General features: G+C 60.5%; 22 protein-coding genes and 2 tRNA genes. 6 read left to right on the top strand and 18 right to left on the bottom strand.

Features of this window, described 5'->3' with window-relative positions; all coding sequences use genetic code 11:
• Nucleotides 1–155: 155 nt before the first annotated feature.
• From B3M58_RS06740 to B3M58_RS06750, 3 genes are all read right to left on the bottom strand, one after another.
• Nucleotides 156–563 carry a tetratricopeptide repeat protein gene (locus B3M58_RS06740; protein WP_296217809.1) on the bottom strand — a complete coding sequence of 136 codons (408 nt, stop codon included), beginning with the start codon at nucleotides 561–563 and terminating at the stop codon, nucleotides 156–158.
• A 622-nt stretch (nucleotides 564–1,185) separates the two neighbouring features.
• On the bottom strand, nucleotides 1,186–1,938 hold the full coding sequence (locus B3M58_RS06745; protein WP_296217811.1) for an RES family NAD+ phosphorylase: 753 nt from the start codon (nucleotides 1,936–1,938) through the stop codon (nucleotides 1,186–1,188).
• Nucleotides 1,939–2,040: 102 nt separating this feature from the next.
• Nucleotides 2,041–2,409 carry an MbcA/ParS/Xre antitoxin family protein gene (locus B3M58_RS06750; RefSeq protein WP_296217813.1) on the bottom strand — a complete coding sequence of 123 codons (369 nt, stop codon included), beginning with the start codon at nucleotides 2,407–2,409 and terminating at the stop codon, nucleotides 2,041–2,043.
• A gap of 143 nt (nucleotides 2,410–2,552) precedes the next feature.
• Here B3M58_RS06750 and B3M58_RS06755 point away from each other — a divergent pair, with 143 nt between their 5' ends.
• From B3M58_RS06755 to B3M58_RS06765, 3 genes are read left to right on the top strand one after another with little or no spacing between them, the layout of a single operon-like run.
• Nucleotides 2,553–5,165 carry a YdbH domain-containing protein gene (locus B3M58_RS06755; protein ID WP_296217815.1) on the top strand — a complete coding sequence of 871 codons (2,613 nt, stop codon included), beginning with the start codon at nucleotides 2,553–2,555 and terminating at the stop codon, nucleotides 5,163–5,165.
• A gap of 28 nt (nucleotides 5,166–5,193) precedes the next feature.
• Complete coding sequence (locus tag B3M58_RS06760; protein ID WP_296217817.1) at nucleotides 5,194–5,385, top strand: YnbE family lipoprotein; 192 nt, start codon at nucleotides 5,194–5,196, stop codon at nucleotides 5,383–5,385.
• An 11-nt stretch (nucleotides 5,386–5,396) separates the two neighbouring features.
• The gene (locus B3M58_RS06765; protein ID WP_296217818.1) at nucleotides 5,397–5,744 is read left to right on the top strand and encodes a YdbL family protein; all 348 of its coding nucleotides are present in this window, start codon (nucleotides 5,397–5,399) and stop codon (nucleotides 5,742–5,744) included.
• 250 nt (nucleotides 5,745–5,994) lie between these two features.
• Here the strand turns inward: B3M58_RS06765 and B3M58_RS06770 are convergent.
• The 4 genes from B3M58_RS06770 to dapA all read right to left on the bottom strand — a co-directional run bounded on the left by B3M58_RS06770 (nucleotide 5,995) and on the right by dapA (nucleotide 9,435).
• Nucleotides 5,995–6,084: transfer RNA gene (locus B3M58_RS06770), tRNA-Ser, on the bottom strand.
• Nucleotides 6,085–6,338: 254 nt separating this feature from the next.
• On the bottom strand, nucleotides 6,339–7,208 hold the full coding sequence (locus B3M58_RS06775) for a phosphoribosylaminoimidazolesuccinocarboxamide synthase (protein WP_296217819.1): 870 nt from the start codon (nucleotides 7,206–7,208) through the stop codon (nucleotides 6,339–6,341).
• 212 nt (nucleotides 7,209–7,420) lie between these two features.
• Complete coding sequence (gene bamC, locus B3M58_RS06780; RefSeq protein ID WP_296217821.1) at nucleotides 7,421–8,539, bottom strand: outer membrane protein assembly factor BamC; 1,119 nt, start codon at nucleotides 8,537–8,539, stop codon at nucleotides 7,421–7,423.
• 17 nt (nucleotides 8,540–8,556) lie between these two features.
• Nucleotides 8,557–9,435, bottom strand: a complete 879-nt coding sequence (dapA, locus tag B3M58_RS06785; RefSeq protein WP_296217823.1) for a 4-hydroxy-tetrahydrodipicolinate synthase — start codon at nucleotides 9,433–9,435, stop codon at nucleotides 8,557–8,559.
• Between the two features lie 226 nt (nucleotides 9,436–9,661).
• Here dapA and B3M58_RS06790 point away from each other — a divergent pair, with 226 nt between their 5' ends.
• Both B3M58_RS06790 and B3M58_RS06795 read left to right on the top strand, forming a co-directional pair.
• Nucleotides 9,662–10,222 carry a glycine cleavage system protein R gene (locus B3M58_RS06790; RefSeq protein ID WP_296217824.1) on the top strand — a complete coding sequence of 187 codons (561 nt, stop codon included), beginning with the start codon at nucleotides 9,662–9,664 and terminating at the stop codon, nucleotides 10,220–10,222.
• Between the two features lie 10 nt (nucleotides 10,223–10,232).
• On the top strand, nucleotides 10,233–10,706 hold the full coding sequence (locus tag B3M58_RS06795; protein WP_296217825.1) for a peroxiredoxin: 474 nt from the start codon (nucleotides 10,233–10,235) through the stop codon (nucleotides 10,704–10,706).
• Between the two features lie 57 nt (nucleotides 10,707–10,763).
• Here the strand turns inward: B3M58_RS06795 and B3M58_RS06800 are convergent, their stop codons facing one another.
• The gene (locus tag B3M58_RS06800) at nucleotides 10,764–11,831 is read right to left on the bottom strand and encodes an AI-2E family transporter (protein ID WP_296217826.1); all 1,068 of its coding nucleotides are present in this window, start codon (nucleotides 11,829–11,831) and stop codon (nucleotides 10,764–10,766) included.
• Between the two features lie 48 nt (nucleotides 11,832–11,879).
• Entirely contained in the window at nucleotides 11,880–12,131 is a 252-nt protein-coding gene (locus B3M58_RS06805; RefSeq protein WP_296217827.1) for a sulfurtransferase TusA family protein, read from the bottom strand.
• 267 nt (nucleotides 12,132–12,398) lie between these two features.
• On the opposite strand from B3M58_RS06805, the gene B3M58_RS06810 reads away from it, so the two are divergent.
• A complete protein-coding gene (locus tag B3M58_RS06810; protein WP_296217829.1) occupies nucleotides 12,399–13,832 on the top strand; it encodes a M48 family metalloprotease in 1,434 nt (477 codons plus the stop codon).
• Between the two features lie 57 nt (nucleotides 13,833–13,889).
• Here the strand turns inward: B3M58_RS06810 and nadA are convergent, their stop codons facing one another.
• The 9 genes from nadA to tolR form a co-directional block, all read right to left on the bottom strand.
• The gene (gene nadA / locus B3M58_RS06815) at nucleotides 13,890–14,948 is read right to left on the bottom strand and encodes a quinolinate synthase NadA (RefSeq protein WP_296217831.1); all 1,059 of its coding nucleotides are present in this window, start codon (nucleotides 14,946–14,948) and stop codon (nucleotides 13,890–13,892) included.
• A gap of 195 nt (nucleotides 14,949–15,143) precedes the next feature.
• Nucleotides 15,144–15,219 (bottom strand) — tRNA-Lys (locus B3M58_RS06820).
• Between the two features lie 57 nt (nucleotides 15,220–15,276).
• Nucleotides 15,277–15,951, bottom strand: a complete 675-nt coding sequence (gene queC, locus B3M58_RS06825) for a 7-cyano-7-deazaguanine synthase QueC (protein WP_296217832.1) — start codon at nucleotides 15,949–15,951, stop codon at nucleotides 15,277–15,279.
• A 1-nt stretch (nucleotide 15,952) separates the two neighbouring features.
• Nucleotides 15,953–16,600 (bottom strand): 7-carboxy-7-deazaguanine synthase QueE, encoded by a 648-nt coding sequence (queE, locus tag B3M58_RS06830; protein WP_296217860.1) that lies wholly within the window; start codon nucleotides 16,598–16,600, stop codon nucleotides 15,953–15,955.
• Between the two features lie 118 nt (nucleotides 16,601–16,718).
• Nucleotides 16,719–17,540 (bottom strand): tol-pal system protein YbgF, encoded by an 822-nt coding sequence (gene ybgF / locus B3M58_RS06835; RefSeq protein ID WP_296217833.1) that lies wholly within the window; start codon nucleotides 17,538–17,540, stop codon nucleotides 16,719–16,721.
• Nucleotides 17,541–17,546: 6 nt separating this feature from the next.
• Nucleotides 17,547–18,044, bottom strand: a complete 498-nt coding sequence (pal, locus tag B3M58_RS06840; RefSeq protein ID WP_296217834.1) for a peptidoglycan-associated lipoprotein Pal — start codon at nucleotides 18,042–18,044, stop codon at nucleotides 17,547–17,549.
• Between the two features lie 53 nt (nucleotides 18,045–18,097).
• The gene (gene tolB, locus B3M58_RS06845) at nucleotides 18,098–19,396 is read right to left on the bottom strand and encodes a Tol-Pal system beta propeller repeat protein TolB (RefSeq protein ID WP_296217835.1); all 1,299 of its coding nucleotides are present in this window, start codon (nucleotides 19,394–19,396) and stop codon (nucleotides 18,098–18,100) included.
• Complete coding sequence (gene tolA / locus B3M58_RS06850) at nucleotides 19,393–20,343, bottom strand: cell envelope integrity protein TolA (RefSeq protein ID WP_296217838.1); 951 nt, start codon at nucleotides 20,341–20,343, stop codon at nucleotides 19,393–19,395. The genes tolB and tolA overlap by 4 nt, the downstream gene beginning before the upstream one ends.
• Nucleotides 20,343–20,795 (bottom strand): protein TolR, encoded by a 453-nt coding sequence (tolR, locus tag B3M58_RS06855; protein WP_296217840.1) that lies wholly within the window; start codon nucleotides 20,793–20,795, stop codon nucleotides 20,343–20,345. The genes tolA and tolR overlap by 1 nt, the downstream gene beginning before the upstream one ends.
• Nucleotides 20,796–20,884: the final 89 nt, after the last annotated feature.

Here is a 20,884-nt window from a genome sequence, read left to right on the forward strand (position 1 = left end):
CCGCCCGCCGTTGCAGCGACCACGCCAGCAGCAGCAAGGGCACGGCACCGCTCGCAAGGCCGATCAGCAGACTGGGTAGATCAATTGGCATAAGCAGCTCCGCGCAAGACTGCCGGGCAGTATACCCAGGCCCGTGCAGAGCGGTCAGGCGTGGATCAGAGGTGCGTCAGCAGGCGTGTGGCTTCTTGCGAGCCTTGCGCAGCGGCCAACTCCAGCCAATGACGGGCTTGCTGAGGTTCGTGGTTACGCGGCTGGCTACAGAACCGGCCCAACTCCAGCTGCGCGCGACGATCGCCGGCACGCGCCGCTTGGCGCAGCAGTTCGAAACCGATACGCCGATCACGGGTGTTCCCGCAATCACGGCAGAGCAATTGGCCCAGGCGACTTTGCGCCACAACCACGCCCTGACGTGCGGGTTGCTTGAGCAGGCGTCCGGCAAACCGCTTCACGCTCGGCGCATGGCCGAAACGCGGGCTATCCAACAGCCAGAGTGCAACGCGCAAAGGCAGGCGCGAACGGGAAGACACTGCATGAGCAGGTAAAGCGGGGAGTGCGCGGGGCATAAAGAAACAGCGGTAGCCGGAAAGGCGCGCAACTCTACACCTTTTTTCGCCGAGGTAAAGCCCGGTAAATCGCCCTTAACCGCGGCCTAGAGCAAGCGCTTGGGACAATCCACAGAAGCTGTGGATAAGTCAGTGGACAACATGGGAGCAAGCGCCCTGATCACTGATGGTATGGGGCCTGCGGTCAAACTGACGATTTTTTCACCAGCGAAAAAAATTCATATTTTTCATTGACTTAAAAAATCCTTATGCAGAATCAAGGATTTACGCCTATCACAAACTCATCCTTGACAAGGCGCTTCGCAATTGTGCACAAGTTTATTCGCCGGCCCTCTGGCATGCCCTTTTTCAGGGCATTTGCCGGGCCTGACAGGGCCGTTGCCCGGCCCTGCGCACAGGCCGCTCAATGCACCTCGCCAGCCTGGCGCTTGCCAGCGAGAGCGGCGCAACGGCTTGTGCAGACAAACACCCACTCGACAGACACCGCCCAAGTTCAAGCGACGGCGGCCTAGCGTGGAATGGCCAGGGACACATTCGCTGCGACTGCGCCAAGCCGGTGCGCGCGCCGTCATCGATTCACCTATAGGGCAACCATCGCTGCGAATGCCCGACGTACGGTCCATCACGCCGGCAGCGGCAAACTCCCCGCCACCAGGAAATCATCCCAGCGGAACACCCGCGGCGTGTCCGGCGCCTGGGCATTCTTGAAAGCCACGTAACTGGCCGTGGTTTCGCACAACCAGGCCATCACGTTGCGCGGCCGCTTTTCCGCCAGCGCTTGCGGGATATACAGGGCAGCGTTGAGCCCGCCCAACGGGCAACGCGCCGAACGATACTCGAAGGCTTCGACCCCAGCGGCGCGCATCGCCGCGCCCAGCGCCTGGGTCGGCCGATAATCGCTCGGGTGGCTAAGCTGCGCCTGGAAGTCGCTGAACGGCGCCTGCTGCAATTGAATACCGCGCGCGACCTGGTAGCGCGCTTCAAACGAAGAGTGCTCGGAAAGAATGCGGCCGCTGGGTGGCACGCTGGTCATGCCATCCCACAGCACGAAACGGTAATAGGCCGCCTCAGCCATTGCCGTATCCAGACGCAGAGCGGCATAGAACAGACTGGGCTCGTGCACCGTGCCGAAACGCGAGCCCCAGCGCAGCGGCGGATAGCGGAAGGGGGTTTTCAATAAGTAATGCAATGGCTCGGCACTGCGCGGCAACGGCGGCTTGCTGGTTTCCAGCAACTCTTCCAGCAGTGCCTGCTCGGCCAGGTTACCCACCAATTGCAGGGTGGCGACCTGCTCCTGACTCTCGACCAGCCGCACCAGACGCCCCCGCAGCGGTTTGAGTTGCTCGCTACCGCGGCACTCCTGCCAAATGTCCATGGCGGTTATTCCTTATCCGAGTGATCGCCAGAATCGTCGGCCGGGTGAAATCCGCGCGTATCAGAAGGCGTCCTCGCGCCATCCACCCGACAGGCTGTGTGCCTAAACCTTCCCGCGGATCGCGTCGAGGTACTCCACCACGTGCACCAACCCCTGCACTTGCACCATCAACGCCAGGGGAACGCCCGCCAGGTGACGATTCTCAGTGCGCAAGAAATGCCGCATGTCCTGCAAGTTGCCACCAAACAAAGCAAACAGCGCGCGGTAGGCACGAATCAACAACAGCGCCAGCTCACCGGTTTTGCTCTGCGGCCGCAGGCCACTGTCGGCCCAGCGCGTGATCGCCGTGCGGTGCACGCCAACGATGTTGGCCAGCTCCTGTTGCGTCAGTCCAAGCTGCTCGCGGGTATTGAGCAAGGCTTTAGCCAATACCGCATCGGCATCGGCAACCGGTCGAACAAGTGCGCTCATAGCGCTCGCCCTCAGTGATTCATCTGCAACAAGTCTAATACTCAATGACGTAAATACACAAATCGCGCACAGCGATGATTGGCAGCCCGAGACGCATGGGTTAACGTCCTGACTCCCAACCGCCCGACGATGGATGCGTGCCCATGATCAGCCGGCGCAACTGGCTGCGAATCACCAGCGTGCTCACCCTGCTGATGCTGCTCGGTGGCGCCAGCTACTTCAGCTGGACGCGCTTGCTGGAGCGCCAACACATCCGTGATTTTGCCTGGCAGGGCTTGAGCCTATCGCGGGACGGCATTCACCTGGCACACCTCGCGCTGCTGCAGCACACCGCAGCAGGCCAGATGCGCATACAGGCCGAGCACCTGCACCTGAGCTGGCGGCAATTCAGCGCATCGCTGCCGTTGTGGCAGCACATTCGGCTCGGCCGGCTCACGGTCGCCTGGCACCCCGCGGCCGACTCGCCAGCGGCGGCGCCAAGCAGCACGCCAGTGGATCTCGAGCAACTCGGCAGTTGGCTGACACAAGTACCGCGCAGCCTGGGTATCGATGACTTTTCTGCCGAACTGCCCTGCGCCAGCGGCCGCTGCACGCTGCAGGGCGACCTGCAACTGCTCAAGCAAGCGCAGACGCCATTGGACATACAGCTTCAGCTCACGCTGCGGCACGACGACGCACGCCTGGCCTGGAGCGCACGCCTGCAAGGCGAGGCCGAGGCGCTGGAGTTACAACTGGCGCTGGCCATCAACGATCAAGCACAACTCGGTTTGCACAGCAGCGTACATAACAGCCCTACCGGGCCACTGTGGCGCGGCAACCTGTCCGCCCCCAACCTCAGCCAGACCGCCGTGCTGCAAGACTGGTTAAGCGAGTGGGCGCTGCCCCTTGAGTACCCCGCACCAAACGCACCGAACGCCAGCCACCTGGCAGCGAACTGGCACCTGCAATTAACCCCCGGCGCCCTCGACCTGGAACGGCTGCGCACCGCCACCGGCCAACTCGATGCCAGCCTCACCCTGCCTGAACCGTGGACCCTGCCGGGCCTTGGCCGGCTACAGGGCAATTTCACCCTCGCCGCGCGCGCACTGAATGGACAATGGTTCGCCGAGCAACTGAGCGCCGACCTGCAACTCGACGAACTCACCGCCGCGCAACTGCGCGAGTTACCCGAGGCGCTGCGCCCGACCTCACTGCACCTGAACATCCAGCCGACCGCCCAGTTCAGCGAGCTGCCAAGCAATCTGGCCGAGCGCGCCCTGCCACTGGCAATCCAGCTGAGCAGCAGTGGTCCGAGCAGCGTCGAACTGCACGCCAAACTGGCCCTGGCCAATGCACCGCCCTGGGCCCTGCAAGTGGTCGATGCACAACTTGCCGCCAACAGCACCAACCTTGCATTCGATAGTTGGACACTGAGCAACCTGCAAGCCCGACTCGAGCTCAATGGTTACCTGGATGGCGAACACCTGAATCTGCACCTGAAACAAGGCTCGCAACTCAGCCTGGGCCAGTTGAGCAGCGCCGAACTGCACCTACAGCAGCTGCTCGCCAACACAACCGGCCTGCAGCTGCGGGCCCAACTCCAGGCCGGCCGCTGGCGCACCTGGCAGTTGGACGGCCCCACCAGGGTGACGGCGCAACGTATCGAACATGCCAGCCTCACCCCACAAGGCTGGCGCTGGCACGGGCAGTTGACTGCGAGCGAAGAACGCATCGCGCTAAACGGCCAGTTGGCCACGGATGGCGACCTGCAGCTAAACCTGCAACTGCAACAAAACCCAGGCGACGGCCTGCTGCTGTCCGCCCAGTTGCCGGAAGTATTTCTCCGGGCGGGCAATCCGCTGGCCAAGACCCTGGCCGCCTGGCCGGCGTTGCTCGACCTGAACAACGGCCGCCTGAGCGCTAACGCCACACTGCGCCTGGCCGCCAACCGCACCTCACCGGAGATACAACTTGAGCTCAGCAGCACAGGCCTTGCCGGCATCTATGACCGCACCGCACTGAGCGGCCTGGACGGCCACCTGCAACTCAGCCTGGAGCAACAACGGCTGCACCTGGTGGTTGACTCGCTACGCCTGGAACAGGCCGACCCCGGCATCCCCATTGGCCCACTGCAACTGCGCGGCCGTTACGACGCCGTGCTGGCCCAACTGGATAAAGGCCGACTCCAGCTGCACCAGGCCCAGAGCGCAGTGATGGGCGGCACGCTCCAGCTCAATCCCGGCGAGTGGAATCTGGCGCAAGACAGCCTGCTCTTTCCGTTGCAACTGCAAGGTCTGGAACTCGAGCGCTTTTTCACCCTCTACCCAGCGGAGGGCTTGGCAGGTAACGGCCTAATCGACGGGCACCTGCCACTGCGCATCGGCGCCAACAGCATCGTGATCGAACAGGGGCAATTGACCGCGCGCCAGCCGGGTGGGCGTTTGCAGTTCCATTCCGAACGCATCCGCGCACTGGGCCGCAGCAACCCGGCCATGCAATTGGTCACGCAATCGCTGGAAGACTTCCGCTTCACGACCCTGAGCAGCCAGGTCAACTATGATCAGCAGGGCAAATTAAGCCTGGGCATGCGTCTGGAAGGGCAAAATCCAGCCATCGAACAGGGCCGACCGATCCACTTCAACATCAACCTGGAGGAAGACATCCCCACCTTGTTGGCAAGCCTGCAACTGACCGATAAGGTCAACGAGATCATCAAGCGGCGGGTGCAGCAACGCATGCTGGAACGCAATGCGGCAACCGCCCCGAAGGAGCCCTAGTGGCCTGTACGCAACCAAGGAGAGCGCCATGCGCTTGCATCGCTGTTTCACCGCCCTACTGCTGGGCCTGCTGAGCACGGCCTGTACCCCCACGGTACAGCTGGCGATGCCCAATGAGCCGATCAATATCAACCTCAACGTGAAGATCGAGCACGAAATCTACATCAAGGTGGATAAAGCCCTGGACAGCATGTTCAGCGAATCCAGCGGCCTGTTTTGAGGAGCACGACCATGAGCCTGACTAAATCCATCGCCAGCCTGCTACTGCTGCTCAGCCTGAGCCTGCCGGCCTTCGCCCTGAACCTCAACGAAGCCATGTCCGCCCTCGGCGACGCCAAAGCCAGCGGCCAACTCGGCGAAATGCCCAACGGCTACCTCGGCGTAGTCAGTGCAAGCGGCAGCCAGGCCGACGAGATTGCCCGCCTGATCAACCAGGCCCGCCGCACCGAATACCAGAAGCTAGCGACCCAGAACGGCATCCAACTCAGCGACGTAGAAGCCATCGCCGGGCAAAAAGCCATCGACAAGACCCCGCCCGGGCAGTACATCCAACTGCAAGGGCAGTGGCGGCGAAAGTAAACCGGCAACCGTTAGCCACACAGAAAAACAAAAACCCCTGAAGCGCAAACTTCAGGGGTTTTTCTACCAACCAACACGAAGAGCATGGTCGGTATCGTGTCTGAAATGATGAGGTTTACTGAGAACTCAGGCGGTCAATGACGGACTGCAAACAGGTGATTTGGCCCGAATTTAGTCCTAAGCTTTCCGCCAAAAAAGAAAAAGCCCCTGAAGTATTTAATAACTTCAAGGGCTTAGACGTATTGCTATATGGCGGGAAGATAGGGATTTGAACCCTAGGTGCTATCGCTAACACAACGGATTTCGAATCCGTCCCGTTCGGCCACTCCGGCATCTTCCCGTGGCGGCGCGCATGATAGCAGCAGAAGCGCGTTTGGCGAAGCCCGATTAGTAATTTTTTCGCATGCTTTCAGGTGCTTGCGATAACCAGGCGGATAGAACGTGCCCGACAGGCGCGCCTGGGGCGGTTTAGCACTGGCCAACAGGCGACTCAAACATGGGCACGCGCGCGGCCAGGGCTCCTTCTACAACAGCGCGCCTCTCCAGAGGCAACCACTCCGAGAACGCCACCGTTTTTCAGCGTACGACAGCCAATCAGGCAGTCAGCTTGATCAACGCTTCGCGGTATTTATCGGCGGTTTTCTGTGCGACGTCGGCGGGTACTGCCGGGGCTGGCGGCTCTTTGTTCCAGCCGGTGGACTCCAGCCAGTCACGGACGAATTGTTTGTCAAAGCTCGGTGGATTCTTCCCTTCGACGTAGCTTTCCGCCGGCCAGAAACGGCTGGAGTCGGGCGTCAGCACTTCATCCATCAGGGTTAGGGTGCCGTCTTCATCCAGGCCGAACTCGAATTTGGTGTCGGCGATGATGATGCCGCGGGTGGCAGCGTATTCGACGGCGGCGCTGTACAGGGCGATGGAGGTGTCGCGCACCTTGGCTGCCAGTTCGGCACCGATGATCGCCTCACAGCGCTCGAAGGAGATGTTTTCGTCGTGGTCGCCAACGGCGGCCTTGGTCGACGGAGTGAAGATCGGCTGCGCCAGCTTGGAGGCTTCCTGCAGGCCTGCTGGCAGTTGAATGCCGCAGACGGTGCCGCTCTTCTGGTACTCCTTCCAGCCGGAACCAACGATATAACCACGCACGATGGCTTCCACCGCGACCGGCTTGAGGCGTTTGGCGACCACGGCACGGCCCTCGACCAGCGGCAACTCGGCAGCCGGCACCACGTCTTCGACCTTGTCGCCGGTGAAGTGGTTAGGCACCAGGCCAGCCAGCTTGGCGAACCAGAAGTTGGAAATCGCGGTGAGGATCTTGCCCTTGTCCGGGATCGGCTCGGCGAGGATCACGTCGAAGGCCGAGAGCCGATCGGTGGCGACCATCAACATGCGCTTGGCGTCGATTTCGTAAAGGTCGCGGACTTTGCCCGAGTAGATTTTCTTCAGGCTCAGGGTCGAGGGTGTGGTCATATCGGGATTTCCGCCTTTAGCGTGAAAGTCGCGCAGCGAGGCCTTCCTGGTCCCCTTCTCCCCCAGGAAGAAGGTGGCGCGTAGCGCCGGATGAGGGCAACGGGCATACGACGACGGCGTGGGCATCATTCGTGGCATGCCCGTTAACAAACAAAACAGGCGAAACCCACCGGGTTTCGCCTATTGGTATTACACCTGGACGTACAGCCTGGTTAGCCCAGGTTTTCCTGGATCAGGCCCAACACGCGACGCGCGACATCCGCCGGCGCAATGGTGTTGAGGTCTTTTTCCACAGTGACCTGCACGCTGTCGCCGACCGGCGTCAGACGCACCTGGTAGCGCTCGGCACGCGCGTCGATTTCTTCCTTGGTCGGTTCGCTGCCCCACAGACGACTGAAGAAACCGGGCTCTTCGTCCTTCGTCTGCGCGCCTTCGGCCAAGTTGATGTAATAGACGCCCAAGGTGCGGTTGAGGTCGTCGATGCGCACATCGGCCATTTCCAGCGAGCGGCCGATACCGGACCAGGCGCGGTCGAAATCGGCGCCGAGGTTCAGCACCGGGTTGCCGTTGCCGTCTTCCGACAGGCTGACGCGGTTAGGCGCATCGAAGTCGCGGGCCGCCAGCAAGGAAACGGAACCACCCTGCTCAGCGCTACGCGCCATGCTTACCAACATTTCGTCGAGCAACGCAGCGTCCAGGCTTGGGTTACCGCTACGGCTGGTAAATGCCACGTCGGCGCTGCTACCGGCCGGGCGCTCGGCGCTGACCACGAAGATTTCGCTGGTGTTGCGTTGCACACCCGGCTCGATGCGCACCCGCACGCGGGTTTCGGCATCCGGGGCGACGCCGGATACACGGCTGCTCAAACGGCGCGCCATAGAGGCGGACAATTCATCGAAACGCTGCCATGCGGTGTTGAATTCACCAGTCTGCGGACGCTCGTCGGCAATCCGAAAGCCATTGTCCTCAAAGAACTGACGCGCCACCGGCCAGACTTCGGCCGGTACGCGCTGAGCAACCACCCAACGCGACTCACCGCTTTTCTGCAGGCTGAACTCACTGGCATCGGCACGCACGGCCAACGGCTGTGGACGCGGTACTTCGTACTCGCCCTCGGCTGTGCTCGTAGCCACTTGCTGCGGCACGGGCAGCAACGGATCGAGACGCTTGGACTCGACATTGGCCGGCAATTGCATTGGCGCGGTCTGCCGGGCGGTGAGGTAGTCGCTACCACGATCGCGGAAATAGCCGTCTTCACCATAGATCCAGCCGCAGCCGCTGGTGTGGGTGATGATCAGAGCAAGTGCGGAGAGTCCGGCCAGTCGCTTCATGCGTAGTATTTCCTCAATTAAACCAATACGCCGGACTGGCGCAGGGCCTGACGCAGCGGTTCATGACAACGCGGGCTGAGCCAGGTCAGCGGCAAGCGGATACCGTCGGGCATCATGCCCATTTCATGCAGCGCCCACTTCACCGGAATCGGGTTGGACTCGATAAACAGCGCCTTGTGCAACGGCATCAAGCGGTCGTTGATCGCGCGGGCGATGGCGGCCTCGCCACGCATGGCGGCGGCACACAGATCGCTCATGGCGCGTGGCGCGACGTTGGCGGTCACCGAGATATTGCCCTTGCCGCCCATCAACATCAGCTCGACGGCGGTAGCATCGTCGCCGGAATACACGAGGAAGTCCTTGCTCACCCGGTCCAGCACATCCTGACCACGCTGCAGGTCGCCAGTGGCTTCCTTGATACCGATGATGTTGTCGATTTTCGCCAGACGCTCGACGGTCTCCGGGAGCATGTCGCAAACGGTGCGCCCAGGTACGTTGTAAAGAATCTGCGGAATCGCCACGGCTTCGGCAATGTGGCGGAAGTGCTGGTACAAGCCTTCCTGGGTCGGCTTGTTGTAGTACGGCGTCACCAACAGGCAGGCGTTGGCGCCGACGTCCTTGGCCGCGCGGGTCAGCTCGACCGACTCACGGGTGGAGTTGCCACCGGTGCCAGCGATCACCGGAATGCGCCCGGCCACTTGGTCGACCACACGACGGATCACTTCGATGTGTTCGGACACTTCCAGCGTTGCGGACTCACCCGTGGTGCCGACCGCGACGATGGCGTTGGTGCCCTCTTGCAGGTGGAAATCCACCAGTTTGCTCAGGCTGTCCCAATCAAGACCACCTTGCGCATCCATGGGCGTGACCAGTGCCACCATACTGCCCGCAATCATGCAACCGCTCCTGCCGGAAAAAGAGAGCGGTAATGGTACTGGCGCCACCAGCCTTGCACAAGCGAAGTGCAAGGCCAGACAACAACCGGTTTTTCTCTGCAAACACCTGCACATTGCAGATGTTGGCCACTGGCGAGCATTCCCCTGAGCAGCAGTTTTCGCTACCCTTGCGGCTTTGCTCGGCACTGTTTCTACGGGCCAACCGTTCATCGTTTAGGAAGGCTGCATGTCCACCCCCCAAGTTCGCGAACAATTCCTGGTTATCAGTGCGCTCGGCCCCAACGCCATGGAGCTGACCAACGTACTGTGCCGTGCCAGTCATGAGAACCGTTGCGCCGTAGTCAACACCCGCCTGAGCCGCCATGGCGAGTTCAGCGCGCTGGTCCTGCAGATTTCCGGCAGCTGGGATGCCCTGGCCCGCCTTGAGTCGAGCCTGCCATCGCTGGCCAAGAAACATACCTTCTCGGTCAATGTGATTCGCAGCGGCGCCGCAGAAAATCGTCCACAAGCGCTGCCCTATGTGGCTTACGTCAGTTCGGTCTACCGCCCGGACATCCTTAACGAGCTGTGTCAGTTCTTCATCGATCACCATGTCGAACTGGAAAGCCTCACTTGCGACACCTACCAGGCACCGCAGACCGGTGGCACCATGCTCAACGCCACCCTCACCGTAACCCTGCCGGCCGGCACGCAAATCAGCTGGCTGCGCGACCAGTTCCTCGACTTCGCCGATGCGCTGAACCTGGACGCCCTGATCGAACCCTGGCGCCCACAAACCCCCGCCTAAGGAGCGTTTTATGGCCGTAGCACTCGACACCCCGGTTGCAGATTTCCAGGCCCAGGCGACCAGCGGCCAGCAGGTTCAGCTGTCCGCACTGCAAGGCCAGCAGGTGGTCGTCTACTTCTACCCGAAGGACAGCACCCCGGGCTGCACCACCGAGGGCCAGGGTTTTCGCGATCACTACCCGGCATTCCAGGCGGCCAATACCTTGGTGTTCGGCGTATCCCGCGATGGCCTGAAGTCGCACGAGAACTTCAAGTGCAAGCAAGCGTTTCCCTTCGAACTGATCTCCGACAAGGACGAGGCGCTCTGCCAACTGTTCGATGTGATCAAACTGAAGAAACTCTACGGCAAGGAATACCTGGGCGTAGACCGCAGCACCTTCCTCATCGACAAAAACGGCGTACTGCGCCAGGAATGGCGCGGCGTGAAAGTTCCAGGCCATGTCGAGGCGGTACTGGCGGCAGCACAGGCGCTGCACAACGCCTAAAACTGCCTGAGCTACGCACCCACACGTAACGCCAGCTCATCGCCACCTTGTTAGTGCTTAAACGCTTGGCGGCAGCGGCTCGGTGCGCGGCCAGGCAACCAGCAACGCCTTGAACAAGGTGGCCAGCGGAATGGCGAAAACCCCCCCCCAAAAGCCCCACAGCCCGCCGAACAGCAAGACCGCGCAGATGATCGCCACCGGATGCAAGTTCACCGCCTCGGAGAACAGCAGCGGCACCAGCACGTTACCGTCCAATGCCTGGATCACCCCATACACCACCATCAGATAGAGAAACTGGTCGCTGAAGCCCCACTGGAACAGGCCAATCAACGCCACTGGCACGGTCACCACCACCGCGCCGATATAAGGCACTACCACGGACAAGCCCACCAACAAGGCCAGCAGCGCCGCATAATTGAGGCCCAGCGCAGCGAAGGCGATATAGGTAATCACCCCGCAGATAATGATCTCGATCACCTTGCCGCGAATGTAGTTGGCGATCTGCAGGTTCATTTCCTCGGCAACCTGGCTGATCAGGGCCCGCTCACGCGGTAGATAACTGCGAAACCACTGGCTGATCAGTTCGCGATCCTTGAGGAAAAAGAACACCAAAATCGGCACCAGCACCAGATAGATCATGATGCCGACCAGCACCGGCAAGCTGGACAGCGAGAAGGACAGTGCCCACTGGCCGAACTTGCCGGCCTCACCGCGAGCCGATTCGATAGCCTGCAACACCTGTTGATCGGTGATCAGGTTCGGATAGCGCTCCGGCAGCAATAGAAATACCGATTGCCATTCGCCCAGCATGCGCGGCAACTCGTTGAACAAGTTACTCAGTTGCTGCCAGAGCAAGGGCATCAACACCAGCAGGCACAGCGCCAGCGCCCCGACGAACAGGGCAAATACCAACCACACCGCAGCGATCTGCGGTAACCGCAAGCGCTCCAGCGCATTCACCAGGCCTTGCATCAGAAACGCCAGCACCAGCCCCGTTAGCACCGGCGCCAGCATACCGCCGAGCGTAAGAACCGCCGCGAAACCGACAATTAGCAGCACCGCCAATACCACGGCCTGCTCATCCGAAAAATAACGGTGCAGCCACTCGCGTAGCACCTTAAGCATCGACATTCCTTAATTCAGGACCACAGCAAAATCCCACCCGAGACCACCTCAGGCTTTGCGCAACCAATAACGGTAGACACCCGCGTCCACCTCTTCACGCAGCAAACTATGCCCGGCCAACGTCGCGAACGCGCGAAAATCACGCTGCGAGCCCGCATCTGTCGCCGTAACCTTCAGCACCGCGCCGCTGGCCAGACGGTTCAACTCCAGCTTGGCCTTGAGCAACGGCAGCGGACAATTCAACCCACAGGCATCCACCTCGGCATCACAGGCCCCACTCCACTCGTGCGTATCGCTCATTCAATCTCTCCTGAATCTGCCCCTAGTGGCCTGTACGCTTAGTTGGTTAACTCAAGTTCGGATGGCCGAGGTTCTGAGACAAGGCGGCGCGACGAGTCATAGCGGGCTATGGCGAGGAGCGCCAACGCCGTATCAGGGCCGCGGGCGCCGAAATTGACTAATTGAACTAACCACACAGGCCCTTAGGATACCCAAGGCGCCACAACCCTGGCCAGGCAAGCGCTTGCCCGGCTACAGTAACGGCTTCGTACACCAAGAGCCCTGTGCATGAATGTTCTGCGCCCTACCCTGTTGACGCTCGCCTGCCTGCTCGCCCAGCCCAGCATAGCGAGCGACCTGCCGTCACTCGGCGACGCCAGCTCGGCGATCGTTTCGCCACAGCAAGAGCACCAACTCGGTCGCGCCTGGCTCAGCCTGGTACGCGGCCAGGTCGATCAGCTGTCCGATCCACAGCTCAAGGACTTTGTCGAAACCAGCGTGTATCGACTTGGCGAAACCAGCCAAGTACAAGACCGGCGCCTGGAGTTCGTGCTGCTCAACAGCCCGCAAATCAACGCCTTTGCCGCACCCGGCGGGATCATCGGGGTCAACGGCGGCCTATTCCTCTACGCGCAGACCGAGGCCGAATACGCCTCGGTAATGGCCCACGAACTCGCGCATTTGTCACAACGCCACTTCGCCCGCGGCCTGGAAGCCCAACAGCGCATGCAATTGCCCATGATGGCCGCCATGCTCGCCGGGATCATTGCCGCGGCAGCCGGCGCCGGCGATGCAGGGATCGCCGCGATTGCCACAACCCAAGCCGCCGCGATTCAAGAACAGCGGCGCTTCTCCCGGCAAAACGAACAGGAAGCCGACCGCATTGGCTTGGTCAACCTGGAAAAAGCCGGCTACGACCCGCGCGCCATGCCGAGCATGTTCGAGCGTTTGATGCGCCAATACCGCTATGACCGCATGCCACCGGAGTTCCTGCTGACGCACCCGGTGTCCGAGTCGCGGATCGCCGATACGCGCAACCGCGCCGAGCAATACAGCGCGGGGGGGATTACCGACAGCGTACGCTACCAATTGATGCGCGCACGCGTGCAGTTGCTCTACGAAGACACGCCAGGCTTGGCCGCCAAACGCTTCCGCTCAATGCTCGATGAAAACCCCAAGCTTGAGGCTGCACGCTATGGCCTGGCATTGGCGCAGATCAAAAGCGGTCAACTCAAACAAGCCCGCGAGAGCCTGCAACCCTTGCTGGAAAAAGCGCCCGACGATGTCGTCTACAACCTGGCGCAGGTCGAACTGGACATGGCCTCAAGCCGCCTGCCGGATGCCCAGAGCCGCCTCACCCGACTGCTTGGCCTGTACCCGGACAACTACCCACTGAAACAGGCGCGCATCGACCTGCTGATGAAACAAGGGCGCATCCAGGATGCCGAACGCGCCCTCGATGAGCTGCTGAAGAACCGCCCGAAAGACCCGGACATTTGGTACCTGGTCGCCGAGGTGCGCGGCCTCAGCGGCAACACCATCGGCCTGCATCAGGCACGTGCGGAGTTCTTTGCCCTGGTCGGCGACTACCGCCAGGCGATCGAGCAACTCGACTTTGCCAAACGTCGCGCCACCAACAATTTCCAACTGGCATCACGCATCGACGCCCGGCAGCGCGAACTGATCGACGATCAACGTATGGTCGAGCAGATGCTGCGTTAAGCACATCGCCGATATAAAAAAGCCCGGACTCTTCCGGGCTTTTTTATATCGGCCGCCTTAGGCGTTACCGGACAACTTCAACCGCGCCGCCTGGGTGAAGTCGAGCATACGCTGGAGCGGCTTGATCGCCCTTGGAATCAACGCTGGGTCGACGAAGACCTCGTTGCTGCCTTCACGCAAGCAGTTGAGCGTACGTTCCAGGGTATTCATCGCCATCCACGGACAATGCGCACAGCTGCGACACGCCGCACCGTTGCCGGCGGTTGGCGCCGCGATAAATTCCTTATCCGGGCACAGCTGCTGCATCTTGTAGAAGATGCCGCGATCGGTGGCGACGATAAACAGCTTGTTCGGCAGGGTCTGCGCCGCCTTGATCAGTTGGCTGGTAGAGCCCACCGCATCGGCCAACTCGATTACTGCGGTCGGCGACTCCGGGTGCACCAGCACGGCGGCGTCCGGATACAGCACCTTCATGTCTTCCAGCTGCTTGGCCTTGAACTCTTCGTGAACGATGCAAGCGCCATCCCACAGCAGCATGTCGGCACCGGTCTTGTTCTGGATGTAACGCCCCAAATGCTGATCCGGCGCCCAGATGATGCGCTCACCGTTGTCCATCAGGTGCTCGACAATCTCCACCGCACAGCTGGAGGTCACCACCCAATCGGCGCGCGCCTTCACCGCCGCCGAGGTATTGGCATACACCACCACGGTGCGCTGCGGGTGCTGGTCGCAGAACGCCGAGAACTCCTCCACCGGGCAGCCCAGATCCAGCGAGCAGGTCGCTTCCAGCGTGGGCATCAGCACGCGCTTTTCCGGGTTGAGGATCTTCGCCGTTTCGCCCATGAACTTGACGCCGGCGACCAGCACGGTTTGCGCTGCATGCTGGTTGCCGAAACGCGCCATCTCCAGCGAGTCGGAGACGCAACCGCCGGTTTCCTCGGCCAACGCCTGCAACACCGGGTCACAGTAATAGTGAGCAACCAGTACGGCGTTCTGCTTTTTCAGTTCGGCGGCAATTTCAGCGCGAAAAAAAGCTTCTTGTTCGGCCGTCAGCGGCTTGGGCTGCTTGGCGTCGAGATGAGCTTGAACCAGCAGGCGTTCGGAAATCTGCGTCATGTCATCAAGCCCCGTGAAGGTCTATCAGCGTGAGATTCGAGTATACCCGCCAGAGGGGCGTGAACGCAGACAAGGCGGGAGTGGTGAAAACGCGAAAAAACATGGAGCCAGCGCAAAAGCACCAGACACAAAAAAACCCGAAAGCCCTTTCAATCAGAGCTTTCAGGCTTTCAGTACCTTCCGTAGAAGGAAATATGGTGGGTCGTGTGGGATTCGAACCTACGACCAATTGGTTAAAAGCCAACTGCTCTACCAACTGAGCTAACGACCCGACGCGAGGCGCATGATACTGATTTAATTCAGAAATTCAACACCTCGCGAAAACTTTTTAGAAATAACGAGTCGGGTCGACCAAGCCTGCCGCAGCAAACCCGGCCGCACGCAGGCGGCAACTGTCACATTTACCGCAGGCACGTCCTTGCTCATCGGCCTGGTAGCAGGACACGGTCAGCGCGTAATCGACGCCGTGGCGCATGCCCGTCTGGACGATCTCGGCCTTGCTCATGGCCTGCAACGGCGCCTGAATGCGAAAACCCTGGCCCTCGACACCAGCCTTGGTCGCCAGATTGGCCATGCGCTCGAACGCCTCGACGAATTCCGGACGGCAGTCCGGGTAGCCGGAATAATCCACCGCATTCACGCCAATGAAAATATCCCGCGCACCCAGCACTTCAGCCCAGCCCAGAGCCAAGGACAGAAACACGCTGTTGCGCGCGGGCACATAAGTCAGCGGAATGCCTTCGGTTGGGCTTTCCGGCACCGCAATGCTGCTGTCGGTCAAGGCCGAGCCACCAATACCGTTGAGGCTCAGCCCAATCACCTTGTGTTCGACCACGCCCAACTGCCGGGCAACCTGTTCGGCAGCATGCAACTCGGCGCGGTGGCGCTGGCCATAGTCGAAGCTCATGCTGTAGCAGGCATAGCCTTCAGCCCTGGCCAGTGCAACGACGGTGGCGGAATCGAGACCGCCGGACAGCAGGATTACCGCTTTTTTATCGTTCATATCAATGTCCCGGCTGGTCATTCCAGAGAATCTTGTGCAGCTGCATCTGCAGGCGCACCGGCAGGTTATCGGCAACGATCCAGTCGGCCAGCGCACGCGCACTCAATTCATGATGGCTCGGCGAGAACAACACCTCGCCAGCGCGCTCGCTCAGGCGATACTGGATCAACTTGCTCACCGCCCAGTCGTAGTCCTCACGCGAGCAGATAACAAACTTGACCTGATCATTGGCTGTCAGCAACTCGATATTTTCATAACGATTGCGGCCAACCTCGGCCGAGCCCGGCGTCTTCAGGTCGAGCACCTTGCTCACCCGCGGATCGACCGCGGACACGTCGAGCGCACCGCTGGTTTCCAGCGACACCTCATAGCCGGCATCGCACAGCCGCTGAAGCAAAGCAATGCAGTTGGGTTGCGCCAGCGGCTCGCCACCGGTCACACAGATATAACGCGGCTTATACGCGGCGACCTGCTCGACGATGGCATCCAGCGACATGAGCTCGCCGCCACTGAAGGCATAGGCGGTGTCGCAGTACTGGCAACGCAGCGGGCAGCCGGTCAGGCGAACGAATACCGTCGGCAAGCCGGCGGTGCGCGTCTCGCCCTGCAGCGAGTAGAAAATCTCGGTAATGCGCAGGGTTTCTTGCATATCGGCCACGGGCGTGACGGCTAAACAGGCCATCCGCCTCCGTTGCGGGAAAAGGGGCGCAGATTCTAACGAAAAAACCCGCGCCAGGCGCGGGTTTCGTTAACAGCCAACTCAGTGGCTAGGGCAATCGTTGCAAATCGCGTTGCGCCAATTGGGCCGCCGATGTGCCGGGGTACTGTGCGACCACCTGCTGAAGGATGCCCTTGGCCTTGTCGGTATTGCCCAGACGCATCTCGACGTCCGCCAGCTTGAACAACGAGTCAGGCACCTTGGCATGCTGCGGATATGCCTGGCTGACCTTGGCAAAAGCCTGGCCGGCACCTTGCAGATCGCCTTTCGCCAGATTCACCTCGCCCAACCAGTACTGAGCGTTGCCGGCGTACTGACTGTTTGGATACTTACGCAGGAACGCGGCGAAGGCCTGACTGGCCTTGTCGAAGTCTTTGACTTTGATCAGATCGAAGGCTGCTTCATAAAACAGCTTTTCCTTCGCCGGATCGGCCGGCTCACTGCTGGCCGGCGCTTGCGCCTGACCGGTGGCGGGTGCAGGCGTACCGTTGGCATTGATCGCGCCATCGGCCGGAGAATTTTGCGTGGCCGCAGCACCTGCCGCTCCACTGCTCAAACGTCGATCAAGATCCTGGTAACGCTCCAGGCCTTCTTGCTTCAGACGTTGGATTTCATTCTGCTGCTCTTCAAGCATACCGCGCAGTTGCGCAATTTCTTGCTGCATTTGCTGCAATTGATTGAACAGCATGCCCTGCGCCGAGGTCGGGGCCTCAGCCCCTCCCCCGGCGTAGGCGCCGGACGTGCCATAACCAGCAGGCGGATAACTACTGCTGCCGTATTCGGCATTGCTATCCACCACAGGAACCTCAGCCCATGCCGCAAGCGACAGGCTGAGAGCCAAAACGGTTAGAGCACGGCGGCACATACGCATGGCGAATTACTTACGCAGTTCGACGCGACGGTTCTGAGCCCAGGACTGCTCGTCGTTACCGGTAGCAATCGCACGCTCTTCGCCGTAGGAAACCAGTTCCAGCTGAGCCGGGGAAACACCCTGCAGCACCAGGTAGCGCTGAACGGCTTTCGCACGACGCTCACCCAGAGCCATGTTGTATTCACGGGTACCGCGCTCGTCAGCGTGGCCTTCCAGAACGACGCGAGCGCCGTTGCCTTTCAGGTCTTTCGCGTGAACGTCGAGGGCACGCATGGCTTCCGGCTTCAGATCGGAGCTGTCGTATTCGAAGTAGAAAGTGGTGATAGCGCGCAGAGCAGCTTCTTCGCTCAGGCTGCCATCGACAGCGCCAGTGTTGGCACCGTAACCAGCGTTCGGGTCAACAGCGCCTTCGCCAGCGGTGTCACCGCCTTTCGAAGAACAACCAACAGCTACGGCCAGAGCCAGGCTCAGTGCAGCAAACTTGCCAAATTTCAGCATTTCCATCATGTAACTCCTAATGAACCCCAGTGTGTTAAGCAAAAAGGTGTAGCACCGCATCAGTTCAGGAAGGGGGACCAGGAAGGCTCTCGAACTTCGCCTTGAGCGGTAGGAAGAGGGAGCCTTACGCGACCATTGGTGGACGCTAACATCAAGACTCCCCGCCCCTGCTGGCGGGTCGCGTAGATTAGCATGGTGCCGTTGGGTGCGACAGTGGGCGACTCATCCAAACTGGTGTCGGACAAAATGCGCAAATTGCCGCGTTGCAGATCCTGCGCCGCTACCTTGAACACGGTGTAACCGTCCTGACGATGGATCATCACCAGGGTTTTCTCATCCGCAGACAGTTTCGGGTTGGCGTTGTAGTTACCGACAAAGGTCACGCGCTCAACCGCACCGCTGTTGATGTTGGTTTTATAGATTTGTGGCTTGCCGGAACGGTCCGAGGTGAAATAGATGGTTTGGCCATCCTTGCCCCAGAATGGCTCGGTATCGATAGAGCCCTGATTGGTCACCCGGCGCAGCTGTCGCGAGCCCATGTCCATCACATAGATTTCCGGGTTGCCGTCACGCGACAAGACGAACGCCAGGCGGTTGCCATCCGGCGACCAGGCCGGCGCACCGTTCAGGCCTTCGAAATTGGTGATCTGCTCACGGCGACCGGTATCGATATGCTGCACGAAGATACGCGGACGCTTCTGCTCGAACGATACGTAGGCGATCCGACGACCGTCCGGTGCGAACGACGGCGACAGAATCGGCTCGCGCGATTGCAGCAAGGTCACCGCACGGGCGCCGTCATAGTCGGAGCGCTGCAAGGTGTAACGCGTATTGTTGACCGAGAAGCGCTCGGCGGTGACGTAGAGCATGCGCGTCGAGAAGGCGCCCTTGATCCCGGTCAGTTTCTCGAACGACTGGTCCGCGATATGGTGTGCCATGTCACGCAGCTGATCGGTACCGCCGCCAACGCTGCCCGTCATCACTTGCTGCTCGGTGGCCACGTTGAACAAGGCGAATTGCACCTGCAGACGACCACCAGCCGGCACCAGATTACCGACCAGCACATACTGCGCACCCAAGGCTTTCCAGTCACGGTAGATGACCTCACTGGCCTGAGTCGGCAAGCTGATCATGTTCTGCCGGGGAATCGGCTCGAACACCCCGGAATTGCGCAGGTCATTGCCGATGATCTCGGCCATGTCCTCGGGCAGCACATTGCCACCTTGCCAGCCGAACGGCACGACGGCGATTGGTGTCGCACGGTCGGTACCACTGCTGATCACCAAGGGATCAGCCGCCTGTACGGTGCCGACCAGCATGGTCAGGCCCAACAGGGCGATACGCATCAGGGTATTCACAGACCTAAATCCTCCGGTTTAAAGACGGCACGACGCTGCCGGTAAAGCTGATCGAATGTGGCACGATCCAACTGTTGCATTTCTGCGATACGCCCTACGTTGCGCACCGCCTGTACCGCTGAGCTGTCGAATGGCGCATCGCCACTGGAACGGGTCACGCTGGCATTAATAATGGTGCCATCGGGCAACATCTCGATCAGCACTTCTACACTCATGCCGTTACGCGCAGATGGCGGACGCCGCCACTGCTCGCTCACCAGCTTGACGATCAAATCATCCAAATTGCCTGCCACCTGATCACCCACGGTGTCGGCAAGCGCCTGTTGCCGCCCCACATCCTCGGAGAGCAACTCGGCCAGGGCCGCCGCTTTCTTGTCCTCTACGGCCTTACGCTGCGCGGCTTCGGCAGCCTTTTTCTTGGCATCGTCTGCGGTTTTTTTCTTCGCGGCCTCGGCGGCGGCTTTCTTCTTGGCCTCTTCCGCGGCCTTTTTCTTGGCGTCTTCGGCGGCTTTTTTCTTCGCGGCTTCGTCTGCTGCTTTCTTCTTGGCTACATCCGCCAGTTTTTTCTGCTCAGCAGCCTTTTTCTCGGCATCGGCTTTCTTCGCGGCTTCCGCTTTCTGAGCCTCTTGGGCTTTCTTTTGTTCCGCAGCCTTGGCCGCTACCTTTTCCTGATCGGCCTTTTTCTGCTCAAGCTGCTCGGTTTCATAGATCGGCGCCGTGGTTTTCTTGGTCTCTCCGGCGATTTTCTGGTTGGTCTGGGTGGTTGCCTGGCTCTGCGACTTCAATTGATACAAGGTCGCCTGCACGATCGGCCTGGCTGGCGGCAAATCCGGAGCAAAGGCGAAACTGACGAACAGCATGGCGAACATCAGGGTGTGCAGCGCCACGGCCCATACCACAGGCCAGAACAGGTTTTCCGAAGGTGAACGCTCGCGCTGGTATTGCATCAGGGGGCCTCGGTGATCAGCCCGACGTTACCCACGTCGGCCTGCTGCAGGCCACCCATGGCCGCCATTACCGTCCCGTAATCGACGCTTTTGTCGCCGCGCACGAATACCTGCACCTGCTTGCCCGTGCTGCGGCTCTGATTGATGATCGCGGTTACCGCACGGGTCATCTCTTCTAGAGTCATCGCCTGGTCCTGCACGGTGTCGGTATCGACTTCCGTGCCCATGTTCCAGTAGTAGGACTTGTCGGCCTTGATCGAGATGGTCAGGACCTGGGCGTTATTGTCCTGCGGCAAGGCTTCACTGCTGACTTGCGGCAGATCGACCTTGACCCCTTGATTGAGCATGGGGGCGGTCACCATAAAGATCACCAGCAGCACCAACATCACATCGATGTAAGGCACCACGTTCATCTCGGCGACGGGCTTGCGTCTGTTGCGAATTCTGGCCATGGCTTAAAACCTATCGTAAAGAGTGCCACCAGGCCGTTTAAAAGCGTTGCGAGCGATGACTAGGCAAGGCGGAATCAGGCGAGAAAGCG

This window comes from Pseudomonas sp. UBA2684 (assembly GCA_002354655.1).
Lineage (GTDB): Bacteria > Pseudomonadota > Gammaproteobacteria > Pseudomonadales > Pseudomonadaceae > Aquipseudomonas.

Bases quoted from the DNA above. Each gene is read 5' to 3' on its own strand.
- B3M58_RS06740 (WP_296217809.1), bottom strand. From the start codon at position 563: ATGCCCCGCGCACTCCCCGCTTTACCTGCTCATGCAGTGTCTTCCCGT.
- B3M58_RS06745 (WP_296217811.1), bottom strand. From the start codon at position 1,938: ATGGACATTTGGCAGGAGTGCCGCGGTAGCGAGCAACTCAAACCGCTG.
- B3M58_RS06750 (WP_296217813.1), bottom strand. From the start codon at position 2,409: ATGAGCGCACTTGTTCGACCGGTTGCCGATGCCGATGCGGTATTGGCT.
- B3M58_RS06755 (WP_296217815.1), top strand. From the start codon at position 2,553: ATGATCAGCCGGCGCAACTGGCTGCGAATCACCAGCGTGCTCACCCTG.
- B3M58_RS06760 (WP_296217817.1), top strand. From the start codon at position 5,194: ATGCGCTTGCATCGCTGTTTCACCGCCCTACTGCTGGGCCTGCTGAGC.
- B3M58_RS06765 (WP_296217818.1), top strand. From the start codon at position 5,397: ATGAGCCTGACTAAATCCATCGCCAGCCTGCTACTGCTGCTCAGCCTG.
- B3M58_RS06775 (WP_296217819.1), bottom strand. From the start codon at position 7,208: ATGACCACACCCTCGACCCTGAGCCTGAAGAAAATCTACTCGGGCAAA.
- bamC (WP_296217821.1), bottom strand. From the start codon at position 8,539: ATGAAGCGACTGGCCGGACTCTCCGCACTTGCTCTGATCATCACCCAC.
- dapA (WP_296217823.1), bottom strand. From the start codon at position 9,435: ATGATTGCGGGCAGTATGGTGGCACTGGTCACGCCCATGGATGCGCAA.
- B3M58_RS06790 (WP_296217824.1), top strand. From the start codon at position 9,662: ATGTCCACCCCCCAAGTTCGCGAACAATTCCTGGTTATCAGTGCGCTC.
- B3M58_RS06795 (WP_296217825.1), top strand. From the start codon at position 10,233: ATGGCCGTAGCACTCGACACCCCGGTTGCAGATTTCCAGGCCCAGGCG.
- B3M58_RS06800 (WP_296217826.1), bottom strand. From the start codon at position 11,831: ATGCTTAAGGTGCTACGCGAGTGGCTGCACCGTTATTTTTCGGATGAG.
- B3M58_RS06805 (WP_296217827.1), bottom strand. From the start codon at position 12,131: ATGAGCGATACGCACGAGTGGAGTGGGGCCTGTGATGCCGAGGTGGAT.
- B3M58_RS06810 (WP_296217829.1), top strand. From the start codon at position 12,399: ATGAATGTTCTGCGCCCTACCCTGTTGACGCTCGCCTGCCTGCTCGCC.
- nadA (WP_296217831.1), bottom strand. From the start codon at position 14,948: ATGACGCAGATTTCCGAACGCCTGCTGGTTCAAGCTCATCTCGACGCC.
- queC (WP_296217832.1), bottom strand. From the start codon at position 15,951: ATGAACGATAAAAAAGCGGTAATCCTGCTGTCCGGCGGTCTCGATTCC.
- queE (WP_296217860.1), bottom strand. From the start codon at position 16,600: ATGCAAGAAACCCTGCGCATTACCGAGATTTTCTACTCGCTGCAGGGC.
- ybgF (WP_296217833.1), bottom strand. From the start codon at position 17,540: ATGCGTATGTGCCGCCGTGCTCTAACCGTTTTGGCTCTCAGCCTGTCG.
- pal (WP_296217834.1), bottom strand. From the start codon at position 18,044: ATGGAAATGCTGAAATTTGGCAAGTTTGCTGCACTGAGCCTGGCTCTG.
- tolA (WP_296217838.1), bottom strand. From the start codon at position 20,343: ATGCAATACCAGCGCGAGCGTTCACCTTCGGAAAACCTGTTCTGGCCT.
- tolR (WP_296217840.1), bottom strand. From the start codon at position 20,795: ATGGCCAGAATTCGCAACAGACGCAAGCCCGTCGCCGAGATGAACGTG.